9 protein-coding genes and 1 pseudogene are annotated in these 12,164 nt (G+C 67.3%); all 10 read left to right on the forward strand.

Going from position 1 to position 12,164, the window contains the following annotated elements:
* Window positions 1-7 precede the first annotated feature (7 nt).
* The 10 genes and pseudogenes from lnt (at window position 8) to ACZLZY_RS13295 (ending at window position 12,163) form a co-directional block, all read left to right on the forward strand.
* Window positions 8-1,693, forward strand: coding sequence for an apolipoprotein N-acyltransferase (gene lnt, locus ACZLZY_RS13250; protein ID WP_472934386.1), 1,686 nt, complete (start codon window positions 8-10; stop codon window positions 1,691-1,693).
* Between the two features lie 137 nt (window positions 1,694-1,830).
* Window positions 1,831-2,250, forward strand: a complete 420-nt coding sequence (locus ACZLZY_RS13255) for a helix-turn-helix domain-containing protein (protein ID WP_472934387.1) — start codon at window positions 1,831-1,833, stop codon at window positions 2,248-2,250.
* Window positions 2,251-2,459: 209 nt separating this feature from the next.
* On the forward strand, window positions 2,460-3,668 hold the full coding sequence (metK, locus tag ACZLZY_RS13260) for a methionine adenosyltransferase (RefSeq protein ID WP_472934388.1): 1,209 nt from the start codon (window positions 2,460-2,462) through the stop codon (window positions 3,666-3,668).
* A gap of 45 nt (window positions 3,669-3,713) precedes the next feature.
* Complete coding sequence (gene trmB, locus ACZLZY_RS13265) at window positions 3,714-4,421, forward strand: tRNA (guanine(46)-N(7))-methyltransferase TrmB (RefSeq protein WP_472934389.1); 708 nt, start codon at window positions 3,714-3,716, stop codon at window positions 4,419-4,421.
* 275 nt (window positions 4,422-4,696) lie between these two features.
* Window positions 4,697-5,311: a ribosome maturation factor RimP gene (gene rimP / locus ACZLZY_RS13270; protein ID WP_472934390.1), complete on the forward strand. Its 615-nt coding sequence runs from the start codon at window positions 4,697-4,699 to the stop codon at window positions 5,309-5,311.
* Between the two features lie 103 nt (window positions 5,312-5,414).
* Entirely contained in the window at window positions 5,415-7,019 is a 1,605-nt protein-coding gene (gene nusA, locus ACZLZY_RS13275; protein WP_472934391.1) for a transcription termination factor NusA, read from the forward strand.
* 127 nt (window positions 7,020-7,146) lie between these two features.
* Window positions 7,147-7,764: pseudogene (locus ACZLZY_RS13280) on the forward strand (RNA-binding protein); the annotation flags it as partial.
* Window positions 7,765-7,875: 111 nt separating this feature from the next.
* A complete protein-coding gene (gene infB / locus ACZLZY_RS13285) occupies window positions 7,876-11,028 on the forward strand; it encodes a translation initiation factor IF-2 (protein WP_472934392.1) in 3,153 nt (1,050 codons plus the stop codon).
* 267 nt (window positions 11,029-11,295) lie between these two features.
* Window positions 11,296-11,700: a 30S ribosome-binding factor RbfA gene (gene rbfA, locus ACZLZY_RS13290; RefSeq protein ID WP_472934393.1), complete on the forward strand. Its 405-nt coding sequence runs from the start codon at window positions 11,296-11,298 to the stop codon at window positions 11,698-11,700.
* A 4-nt stretch (window positions 11,701-11,704) separates the two neighbouring features.
* Window positions 11,705-12,163, forward strand: coding sequence for a hypothetical protein (locus ACZLZY_RS13295; RefSeq protein ID WP_472934394.1), 459 nt, complete (start codon window positions 11,705-11,707; stop codon window positions 12,161-12,163).
* Window position 12,164 lies beyond the last annotated feature (1 nt).

The raw sequence follows: 12,164 nt of genomic DNA on the forward strand, positions 1-12,164 counted from the left end.
CTTTGACATGCGCAGACTGGCCGAACGGATTGTCCTGCTCGACGGCTGGCGCCGGGCTTTGCTGGCCGTGTTCGCCGGTGCCGTCGCGGCTCTCGGGCTGGCGCCAGTCAACCTCATTGCTGCCGGCTTCCTGGCCTTTCCGCTGCTCGTTCTCCTGCTCGACGGCGCCGCCGGCGATCCCGGCCGGGGCTGGCTGCGCCGCCTTCTGCCGGCCTTCCGCATCGGCTGGCTGTTCGGCTTCGGCTATTTCGTCGCGGGGCTCTGGTGGCTTGGCGCCGCCATGCTGAACGACGGCGACGCCTTCCTCTGGGCGATCCCGCTGGCCGTCCTGGTGCTGCCGGCGATCCTCGCGCTCTATTTTGGCCTCGGGGCCATGCTCGCCCGTGCCTTCTGGAGCGACGGCTCGGCCCGCATCCTCGTCCTTGCCGGCAGCCTGTCGGCGGTCGAGGTGTTGCGCGGCATGCTTTTCACCGGCTTTCCCTGGAACGAGATCGGCATGCTCGCCGCGCCGGTGCCGCTCTTGATGCAGTCGGTATCGGTGGTCGGCCTGCACGGCCTGACGCTCGGCGCCGTCATCGTCTTCTCCGCCCCGGTGCTGCTGGTGCTCGGCGGCCGCGGCAGGCTGGCGCTCGGCCTGGCCCTGGTGCTCGTCGCCGCGCATGTCGGCTACGGCGCCTGGCGGCTGCAGACCGCGGAGACGCGGTTCGTCGACAATGTCCGCCTGCGCGTCGTGCAGCCCAACATCCCGCAGACCGAGAAATGGGACGAGGCCGAGGCCGACCGCATCTTCGACCGGTTGATCACGCTGACCGAAATGCGGGGCGAGGCGCCGGCGGCCGGCGAGGGGACGCTGGCGGAAGGCACTCCGGCCGTCGAGCAGCCATCCGGGGAAGGCGAGGGGGCGCCCGCGACTGGCGCTGCCCCGGCGCTGCCCGAAACGCCGCCGCGCACGCTGGTGATCTGGCCGGAATCGGCCTTCCCTTTCCTCCTCACCGATCGCCCCGACGCCATCGCCCGCCTTGCCGACGTGCTGCAGCCCGGCGAGACGCTGATCGCCGGCGCGGCCCGAGTGGAATATGTCGCCTCAGGTCGGCCGCTGGTCTACAACTCGGTCTACGTCATCGACGACAACGGGGAGATCCGGGACGCCCGCGACAAGGTGCATCTCGTGCCTTTCGGCGAGTACCTGCCGTTCCAGGCCTTTCTCGAGGGCCTCGGCTTCCGCCAGTTGGCGAAGCTGCCGGGCGGCTTCTCGGCCGGGCCCGAGCGCCATCCCGTGCCGCTGGAGGGCCTGCCGTCCTTTCTGCCGCTGATCTGCTACGAGATCATCTTCCAGGACGAGATCAAGGCGACCGACGGCGCGGGGTTCATCGTCAACGTTACCAATGATGCCTGGTACGGCGCGACGCCCGGCCCCTATCAGCACCTGCGGCAGGCCGAGATCAGCGCCGTTGCATTCGGCCTGCCGCTGGTGCGCAGCGCCAATACCGGCATCTCCGTGGTCAGTGACGGCTATGGCCGGGTGGTGGAGGGCCTCGCTCTCGGCTCCGCTGGCGTGGTGGCCTCGGGCCTCCCGCAGGCCCTCCCGCCGACGATCTTTTCGCGTCAAGGCAATGTTCTGTTTTGGTATTTGTTTGCAACGACATGGGCGCTGGGGTGGGCATGTGCGGTGAGGAATGCCCGTGAGGATTGATTGACACTCTCGACATGCAACGCATACGCCGATGCCAGCATATGTTTTTTTGCCCCTTGCGACATTCCGGTATCGTTGTTGCCACAGTGATCACTGACGGTGCGGGGCAAGGTCGGTAGTGATGTAAAGGTCGCGTCATGATGGAGAACAAGAAGAAGCCCAACCCGGTCGATACCCATGTCGGTTCGCGCGTTCGGCTTCGTCGCACCATGCTCGGCATGAGCCAGGAGAAGCTGGGCGAGGCGCTCGGCATCACCTTCCAGCAGATCCAGAAATACGAGAAGGGCTCGAACCGTATCGGCGCGAGCCGCCTGCAGCGGATCTCCGAGGTCCTCAACGTCGCCATCTCCTTCTTCTTCGAGGACCTGCCGGGCGGCGCGGCCGCGGCCGGCCTGTCTGAGCCGAGCGGCCCGGACTACGTCGTCGACTTCCTCTCGACGTCCGAGGGCCTCCAGTTGAACCGGGCCTTCGTCAAGATTGGCGATCCCAAGGTCCGCCGCCGCATCATCGATCTCGTTCGCTCGCTCGGCGACAGCCCCGAGCCCGACCCGGCCTGAAGCCGTCCCGGTAAGGGATCCGAAAGGGCGCCGGACAGTTTTGCCTTGACCTTTCCCCCTCGCATCTGCAAACCGCAGCGTCCCTGCCAACGGCCGGGCCGAGGCGTTTGCTGGATGCGTAGTTGCCTATCGTTCTTCTCGGGCAGTTGCGTTGACGGCGGCAGCTTCCCTGCGTCCGGTAGGGAGCGCGACACAGACCGGGGTTGAACATGGCACGCAGCGCATATCTTTTTACGAGCGAGAGCGTCTCCGAGGGGCACCCCGACAAGGTCTGCGACCGCATCTCCGACGAGATCGTCGACCTCCTCTATAAGGAAGCCAGGAAGAGCGGCATGGATCCGGCGCTGGTGCGCGTCGCCTGCGAGACGCTGGCGACCACCAACCGGATCATCATCGCCGGCGAAGTTCGCTGCTCGCTCGACGAGAAGAAGATGCGCGCCAAGGTCAAATCCGCCGCGCGCAAGGCGGTGAAGGCGATCGGCTACGAGCAGGACGGCTTCCACTGGAAGCACGCCAAGATCGACGTCCTCCTGCACAACCAGTCGGCCGACATTGCCCAGGGCGTCGATGCCGGCGGCAACAAGGACGAGGGCGCGGGCGACCAGGGCATCATGTTCGGCTATGCCTGCCGCGAGACGCCCGACCTGATGCCGGCCCCGATCTACTACGCGCACAAGATCCTCGAGCGCCTCGCGGTCGCCCGCAAGCTCGGTGAGGGCGATGCCGGCAAGCTCGGCCCCGACGCCAAGAGCCAGGTCACCGTGCGCTACGAGAATGGCGTGCCGACCGAGGTCGTGTCGATCGTTCTGTCGACCCAGCATCTCGACGAGAGCCTGAGCTCGGCCGACGTGCGCGCCATCGTCGAGCCCTTCATCCGCGAGCAGCTGTCGACGCTGAAGATCGCCGAGGACTGCGTCTGGCACGTCAACCCAACCGGCAAGTTCGTCATCGGCGGTCCCGACGGCGATGCCGGCCTCACTGGCCGCAAGATCATCGTCGACACCTATGGTGGTGCCGCGCCGCACGGCGGTGGTGCCTTCTCCGGCAAGGATCCGACCAAGGTCGACCGCTCGGCCGCCTATGCCGCGCGCTACCTCGCCAAGAACGTCGTCGCCGCCGGCCTTGCCGACCGCTGCACCATCCAGCTCTCCTATGCCATTGGCGTCGCCGAGCCGCTGTCGGTCTATGTCGACCTGCACGACACCGGAAAGGTCGACGAGGCCAAGCTCGAGAAGATCCTGCGCACCGTCGTCAGCCTGACGCCGCGCGGCATCCGCGAGCACCTGAACCTCTCGCGGCCGATCTATGCCCAGACCTCGGCCTATGGCCATTTCGGCCGCAAGCCGGGCCGCGACGGCAGCTTCTCCTGGGAGAAGACGGACCTTGTCGCGCAGCTGAAGGCCGCGGTCGCCGCCTGAGGGCGGCACCGGCAGGAGCGGCCGCCAGTGGAGCAGGAAACCAACGTGACGGCCGAGGCCGACGGGACGAGACCGACACGGCTGCGCGAGGCCTTCTACGGCCGGGTCAAGGGCAAGCCACTGAAGCCCCGGCAGGAGGAACTGCTGGACGGCCTGTTGCCGCGCCTGCTGCTCGACCTCGGCGCGCCCGCGCCGGAGGACCTGCGCGCGCTGTTCCCGGTCGAGGTCGGCGCCGTCCGGCTGGAGATCGGCTTCGGCGGCGGCGAGCACCTGCTCTCGATGGTCCGGCGCCTGCCCGGCACTGGCTTTATCGGCGTCGAGCCCTTCGTCAACGGCATGGCGAAGCTCCTCGTCGGCCTCGGTGACACCTCGCCGGATACGCTGCGGCTCTACGACGACGATGCGACGCGGCTGCTGGACTGGCTGCCGCCCGCCTCGCTCGCCGGCGTCGACCTGTTCTACCCCGACCCCTGGCAGAAGCCGAAGCACTGGAAGCGCCGCTTCGTCAGCGCCGCCAACCTCGACCGCTTCGCCCGCGTGCTGCAGCCGGGCGCGCACTTCCGCTTCGCGTCGGATATTCCGGGCTATGTCGGCTGGACCGTGCGCCATTGCGCCCAGCATCCCGAGTTCAGCCTCGAAACCGCCGACGAGGCCCGCGGAACGCCCTACGAGAACTGGCCCGGGACCCGCTACGAGGCCAAGGCGTTTCGCGAAGGTCGCCGGCCTGCCTATCTGACGTTTCGCCGCCGCTGAGCCGATCCGAGCGCAGCTTCCGGCCAGTCGGGTTGATACTGCCGGCAATTTGGCCTATACGGCATAGAAATTCTCTTCGATGCGATCGTGAGAGTGGGTCCTGCCGGTCCCGCTCTTTTTTGTTACCGGGGTCCGGTGGCAGAAGCCTCCCGGTCGCGGCTGGCCGCCATCGCTTCGAACGGGATCGACGTTCGCCCGCCGGAGGCCATCTATCCCCGGAGGGCCAGCGCAGGCTGAGCGGGCATTGACGCCTGTCAAAGAATACCGGAGCACGAGTGACGAGCGATACCCCAGCACCAGCCCTTGAGAAGCGCCTCATCGTCGAAGACGGGATCGAGGGCACCGTCGCCGCGATCGTCGAGCCGGTGATCGAGCAGCTCGGCTATCGGCTGGTCCGCGTGCGGTTGTCGCAAATGAACGGGCAGACGCTGCAGATCATGGCCGAAAGGCCGGACGGTACAATCTCGGTCGAGGATTGTGAGGCGATCTCGCGGGCGATCTCGCCGGTGCTGGATCTGGAAGATCCGATAGACCGGGAGTATCATCTCGAGGTCTCGTCCCCCGGTATCGACCGGCCGCTGGTCCGCCGCGCCGACTTCGAGGCCTGGATGCACCATACGCTGAAGCTCGAGACCACCCGCATCGTCGCCAACCGCAAGCGGTTCCGCGGCAAGATCGTCGAGGTGGTCGGCGACGCGATCCGGCTGGAGCGCGACGAGACGCCGGCGGGCGAAGAGACGATCGTCGAGGTGCCGATGGACGCCATCGGCGACGCGCGGCTGATGCTGACCGACGAGTTGATCGCCGCAGCGCTGAAGGCCGACAAGATCGCCCGCAAGGCGCGGGCCGGAAATGATAACGACCCCGACGGCGAGGCCGCGGGCGACTAGCATGGCAGGCTCCCGCCAGCGGCGGGAGTGACGAACTGCGAGGGCGCGGGGCCGCATGGGCTGCTGGCGTCGCCGATCGCGGCTTTGGTTGAGGAGAGATTTGATGGCAGTCAGTGCGAACAGGCTCGAGCTTCTGCAGATCGCGGACGCCGTCGCGCGCGAAAAGTCGATCGACCGCGAGATCGTGATCGAGGCGATGGCCGACGCGATCCAGAAGGCCGCGCGCTCGAAGTACGGCCAGGAGACCAATATCCGCGTCGACATCAACACCAAGACCGGTGAGATGAAGTTGCAGCGGCTCCTGGAAGTGGTCGAGGAGGTCGAGGATCCCGCGACGCAGATCTATCTCGATCTCGCCCGCGACAAGAACCCCGATGCCGAGCCGGGCGATTTCATCGCCGAGCAGCTGCCGCCGATGGATTTCGGCCGCATCGCCGCCCAGTCCGCCAAGCAGGTCATCGTCCAGAAGGTCCGCGACGCCGAGCGCGACAAGCAGTTCGAGGAATACAAGGACCGCATCGGCGAGATCGTCAACGGCACCGTCAAGCGCGTCGAATACGGCAACGTCATCGTCGACCTCGGCAAGGGCGAGGGCATCATCCGCCGCGACGAGCAGATCCCGCGCGAGCTGTTCCGCTATGGCGACCGCGTCCGCGCCTTCGTCTACGACGTCCGCCGCGAGCAGCGCGGCCCGCAGATTTTCCTGTCGCGCACCCATCCGCAGTTCATGGCGAAGCTCTTCACCATGGAAGTGCCGGAAATCTACGACGGCATCATCGAGATCAAGTCGGTCGCCCGCGACCCCGGCTCGCGCGCCAAGATCGCCGTGGTCAGCCGCGATTCCTCGGTCGATCCGGTCGGCGCCTGCGTCGGCATGCGTGGCTCCCGCGTTCAGGCGGTCGTCGCCGAGCTGCAGGGCGAAAAGATCGACATCATTCCCTGGTCGCCGGATGCCGCGTCCTTCCTCGTCAACGCCCTTCAGCCGGCGGAAGTGTCGAAGGTCGTGCTCGACGAAGATGCCGAGCGCATTGAAGTCGTGGTCCCGGATGACCAGCTATCCCTTGCGATCGGTCGTCGCGGACAGAACGTCCGCCTCGCCTCGCAGCTGACCGGCTGGGACATCGATATCCTGACCGAGCAGGAAGAATCCGAGCGCCGCCAGAAGGAATTCGCCGAGCGCTCCGACCTGTTCATGAACGCGCTGAACGTCGACGAAGTCGTCGGACAGCTGCTGGCCTCCGAGGGTTTCGCGACCGTCGAGGAAGTCGCCTATGTCGACCCCGCGGAAGTCGCGGCGATCGAGGGCTTCGACTCCGAGACTGCCGAAGAGATCCAGGCCCGCGCCCAGGAATACCTCGAGCGGCGCGAGACCGAGTTCGACGACAAACGCAAGGCGCTCGGCGTCGAGGACGAGCTGCGCGAGATCGAGGGCCTGACGACGCCGATGCTGGTGGCGCTGGGCGAAGACGGCGTGAAGACGATCGAGGATTTCGCCGGCTGCGCCGCTGATGACCTTGTCGGCTGGACCGAACGCAAGGACGGCGAGACCAAGCGGTTCCCGGGGGCGCTCACGCCCTTCGAGATCAGCCGCGTCGACGCCGAGGGCATGATCATGAAGGCGCGCCTCAAGGCGGGCTGGATCACCGAGGCCGACATGGCCGGACCGGTGGTCGACGAGGAAGAGGAAGAGGCGGCCGAGGCGGTCTGAGACGGCGGTTCGAACGAACTTCGGGCGTAGCGCGATGACCGATCAGCCGAGCGAGGTGCCTGTGCATGCCGTGGATCCCGATGATGCCTTGGAAGGGCGTCATCCCGACGACACCCTGGAGGGTCCCGTGAATCCGCGCATGTGCATCGTCACCCGCCAAACTTATGCGGCCGGCGATCTCATTCGCTTCGTGGCAGCGCCCGACGGTTCGGTCGTTGCCGATTTCAAGCGCCGGCTTCCTGGGCGCGGCGCACATGTCGCGGCGAGCCGGACGGCGGTGGACCTGGCGGTGAAGCGCAAGCTTTTCCGCCGGGCTCTGAAGAGTGAAGTGAAAAGCAAGGAGAGCCTCGGCGCCGAGGTCGACGAGATGTTTCGCCGTTCGGCGCTGGGCTTCATGGGCCTCGCCCGCAAGGCAGGGCAGCTGGTGACCGGGGCGACCAAGGTCGACATCGCGATCCGTTCGGGCCAAGCCTTGGCGGTGTTGCATGCCGATGATGCTGCGGCCGACGGCATACGAAAACTGACCGGCGCGCGGCTTGCGTCGGTCGCCAGTGGTGCCGCGAAAGACATCCCCGTTTTCAATGCCTTCACGGCGGATGAAATGGGTTTGGCCTTTGGCGGGGGTAATGTGATACATGCAGCCGTCCTTGCCGGTGATGCGGGTACGGCGCTTCTGAAACGTTTGGAAGCGTTGTCGAAATATCGGGGTCACGGCCCCCAGGCGATATCCAGCGAGGCCGATGGGCCGGAAAGCTCGGATGTCGCGGCTAAGACGAATTCGGGGCGACCTTTGCAGGCGGCCTCCGGCATGGATGGTGGGTGCGGGATCGATCCCGCGCAGGAAGCGGAAGCGTAAATGAACGACACGAAATCCGGCGACGACAAGACGCTGAGCGTGACACCGAAGAAGACCCTGACGCTGAAGCCCAGTGGTGTTCAGCAGTCGACCGTGCGCCAGAACTTCTCGCACGGCCGGACGAACAACGTCGTGGTCGAGACGAAGAAGCGTCGGATCCTTGGTCCCCAGGATGCGCCCGTTCCGGCCTTGTCGCCGGACCGCGCCGCCGCGCTGGCCGCTTCGCTGAAGGAGGCCGCCAAGGCGCCGCCGGCAGCCGAGCCGACGCCCGTCGAAGCCAAGGCCGAGGCGCCCGCAGCGCCGCAGCCCGCTGCGGCAGAGCCCGTGGCGGCAGCGCCGGCGGAAGCCGTCGTCGCCAAGGCGCCGGTCGAGGCCCCCGAGGCCAAGGCACCGGAGCCGGTGAAGGCCGAGGCGCCCGTCGCCGCGCCCGAGGCCAAGGCACCGGCCCCCGCCGAGCCCGTCGCCGAAGCGGCACCTGCGCCGACCGCCGCAGCGCCGGTTGCCCCAGTTGCCGTCGCACCGGCAGCGCCCGTCGCGGCAGCGCCTGCTGCCCCGGCGCCGGTCGCACCGACGCCTGCTCCGACTGCGCGGACCGAGCCGCAGCGTCCGGCCGTGCCCGTGGCCAACCAGCCGCGCCCGTCCGGCAGCTACCCCGCCTCGAACCGCTCGGCGTCGCCGCAGCCGTCGCGTCCCGGTCAGTCGCCCCAGCAGAACCGTCCGGGCCAGCCGGCCCAGTCGGGTCGTCCGGGTGCTCCGGCGCAGCGTCCCGGCGCTTCCGGAGCGCCGGCCGCCCGCCAGCCGCGCGGCGCCGTGCTGAACGATCTGTCGTCGCGTGAGATGGACGCCCGTCGCCGGGCGCTCGAGCTCGCCAAGCAGCGCGAGGCCGAAGAGCGTCGCCTTTTCCTGGCCGATGAAGCCCGCCGCATCGCCGACGACGAGCGTCGCCGTGCCGAGCGCGAAGAGAGCGAGCGCCGCCAGGCCGAGGAGGCAGCCCGCCTCGAGGCCGAGCAGGCCGCCCGCCGCAAGGCCGAGGACGAGGCCGCCCGCCGGCCGTCGAACATCGCGCAGCCGCCGGTGTCGAACGTTCCCGGCGAGGATCCGGCCGTCCGGCCGGCCCGTGGCGAAGTCGTCAAGGGAACCCGCCGCGCCGATGGCGAGCTGGAAGAGGTCGCCTCACGTTCGCGCGGCGGTCCGGCCGGCGCGCGCCGTCCCGTCAAGGTCGAGGTGGCCAAGCCGACCCGGGCCCGTACCGAGGAAGATCGCCGCAAGGGCAAGCTGACCCTCGACAAGGCGCTGACGTCCGAGGAGGGCGCCCGAGGGCGTTCGCTCTCGTCGATGCGCCGTCGCCAGGACAAGCTTAAGCGCTCGCAGATGAATCAACAGCGCGAGAAGATCGCGCGAGAGGTTACCATCCCAGAAACCATCACCATCCAGGAACTCGCCAACCGCATGTCGGAGCGGGCCGTCGACGTCATCAAGTTCTTGATGGCGCAGGGCCAGATGATGAAGCCGAGCGACGTGATCGACGCCGATCTTGCTGAGCTCATCGCCGCCGAATTCGGCCACGTCGCCAAGCGCGTCGCCGCCGCCGACATCGAGGAAGGCATCTTCAACGTCGCCGACAATGTCGAGAACCTCGTGCCGCGGCCGCCGGTCGTGACCATCATGGGCCATGTCGACCACGGCAAGACCTCGCTGCTCGATGCGATTCGCAAGACCAACGTCGTGTCGGGCGAGGCCGGTGGCATCACCCAGCACATCGGCGCCTACCAGGTCGAGCACGACGGCTACAAGATCTCGTTCATCGACACGCCGGGCCATGCCGCCTTTACCCAGATGCGCGCCCGTGGTGCGCAGGCGACCGATATCGCCATCCTGGTGGTGGCCGCCGACGACAGCGTGATGCCGCAGACGATCGAGTCGATCAGCCATGCCAAGGCTGCCGGCGTTCCGATCATCGTGGCGATCAACAAGATCGACAAGTCCTCGGCCGACGCCCAGAAGGTTCGCACGCAGCTCCTTCAGCACGAGGTGTTCGTCGAATCCATGGGCGGCGAGGTCCTCGACGTCGAGGTCTCCGCAAAGACCGGGCTCAACCTCGACAAGCTGCTGGAGGCCATCCAGCTGCAGTCCGAGCTGCTCGAGCTGAAGGCTGATCCCGACCGCACCGCCGAGGGCGTGGTCATCGAGGCGCAGCTCGACAAGGGCCGTGGCCCGGTTGCGACTGTTCTCGTCCAGTCCGGTACCCTGAAGATCGGCGACATCGTCGTCGCCGGCGACGTCTGGGGCAAGGTCCGCGCGATTGTCGACGACAAGAGCGCGCAGCTGAAGGCCGCGGGTCCCTCGACCCCGGTCGAGGTGCTCGGCATGCAAGGCACGCCGCAGGCCGGCGACCGCTTCGCAGTGGTGGCCGACGAGGCCCGTGCCCGCGAGATCGCCGAGTACCGCCAGCGCCTGACGCGCGAGAAGCAGGTGGCGAAGTCCGCCGGCCAGCGCGGCTCGCTCGAGCAGATGATGTCGCAGCTGCAGGATACGGGGCTCAAGGAGTTCCCGCTCTTGATCAAGGGCGACGTGCAGGGTTCGGTCGAGGCGATCATCACCGCCCTCGACCGTCTCGGCACCGACGAGGTCCGGGCCCGGATCGTCCATTCGGGCGCCGGCGCGATCACCGAGTCCGACATCACGCTGGCCTCGGCCTCCAATGCCGCGATCATCGGCTTCAACGTCCGGGCGAACGCCCAGGCGCGGACGGCTTCCGAGCGCGAGGGCATCGAGATCCGCTACTACAACATCATCTACGACCTCGTGGATGACGTGAAGCAGGCGATGTCGGGCCTTCTCTCGCCGGAGCGCCGCGAGACCTTCCTCGGCAATGCGGAGATCCTCGAGGTCTTCCACATCACCAAGGTCGGCAAGGTCGCGGGTTGCCGGATCACCGAGGGCAAGGTCGAGCGCGGTGCGGGCGTCCGCCTCATCCGCGACGGCGTCGTCATCCACGAGGGCAAGCTCTCGACGCTCAAGCGCTTCAAGGACGAAGTGTCCGAAGTGCCGTCGGGCCAGGAGTGCGGCATGGCCTTCGAGAAGTACGAAGACATGCGCCAGGGCGACGTCATCGAGTGCTTCCGCGTCGAACACGTCGCGCGCACGCTCTAGCGCCGTCACCGATCGAACAGGAAAAGGGGCCGGGATCTCGCGATCCGGGCCCCTTGCCAGTTGTTTGAAAAGCAGAATTTAAAGGTTCGGGCGCTCATCCGAACCCCTTTGTGCGGTGGCCGGCGATGGGTCGGCATGCCAGTCCGTCCGGCGCGACGCGGTGAGATCGCCGGGCAGCTGGATCAATGACGGGCGAGCGCGGGTATTTGGCCAGCGGGCATAAGCGTCCGCCGCCGGACGTCGCACGACCCGAACAGGAGAGTTTTGATGGCAGGCAGGAAGGACCAAGGTCCGACGCAGCGCGCGCTCAGCATCGGTGAGATGGTGCGCAAGGCGCTGACCGAGATCCTCGCCCGCGAGGAGCTGAACGACCCGGTGCTGAAGAACGTTCTGGTCTCGGTGTCGGAGGTCCGCATGTCGACCGACCTGAAGCTCGGCACCGCTTTTGTCACCATTCTCGGCCAGACCGAGATCGACGCCTATGTCGACGCGCTGAACCGCCAGGCGAAGTTTTTTCGCGGCAAGCTCGGCCCGGCGCTCCGGCAGATGAAACACATGCCGGAAGTCCGCTTCCGGCCCGACACGTCCTTCGACAACTATGCGCGCATCGATGCGCTGCTCCGCTCGCCGGAAGTTGCCAGGGACCTTGAAGACGACGAAGAGAAGGAATGATCTGATGAAATGGACCGAAGACAAGCTGGGCGCGAAATCGCCGGGCGAACGCCACCAGCTCTACATGAATGCCCGGTCGATGGATTCGGACGATGCCCGCGCCCTAGTGACGATGATCGAGGAGTCGGGCCTGCCCTATTCGCTAGACCGTTCGCTGCGCACGCCCGACCCGATCGCGACGAAGATCGCCGAGATCGTCTACTCCGCCGAAGCCACCAAGGCGATGGAAGAGGCGATCCGCAATTCCGTCCCGCCGATGGCGGCGCTCGACCCGATGCTGGTCCAGGCGCTGGGCGACGACTACGGCTCGCACAACGCGACCACCACCTTCGCCGGCCGCCTGTCGGCCGAGCGCATGCAGCAGCGCGGCTACCAGAAGCTCGGCAAGAAGCAGAAGCTGCCGGCCGAGTGCCGCGCCAAGACCGCCGACCTGATGTCCAAGGCACCAGAGGTACTGCAGTAGC

Source organism: Mesocryomonas lacus (genome assembly GCF_055730135.2).

Coding starts and splice junctions, on each gene's coding strand:
- lnt (WP_472934386.1), top strand. CDS start 8: ATGCGCAGACTGGCCGAACGGATTGTCCTGCTCGACGGCTGGCGCCGG.
- ACZLZY_RS13255 (WP_472934387.1), top strand. CDS start 1,831: ATGATGGAGAACAAGAAGAAGCCCAACCCGGTCGATACCCATGTCGGT.
- metK (WP_472934388.1), top strand. CDS start 2,460: ATGGCACGCAGCGCATATCTTTTTACGAGCGAGAGCGTCTCCGAGGGG.
- nusA (WP_472934391.1), top strand. CDS start 5,415: ATGGCAGTCAGTGCGAACAGGCTCGAGCTTCTGCAGATCGCGGACGCC.
- infB (WP_472934392.1), top strand. CDS start 7,876: ATGAACGACACGAAATCCGGCGACGACAAGACGCTGAGCGTGACACCG.
- rbfA (WP_472934393.1), top strand. CDS start 11,296: ATGGCAGGCAGGAAGGACCAAGGTCCGACGCAGCGCGCGCTCAGCATC.
- ACZLZY_RS13295 (WP_472934394.1), top strand. CDS start 11,705: ATGAAATGGACCGAAGACAAGCTGGGCGCGAAATCGCCGGGCGAACGC.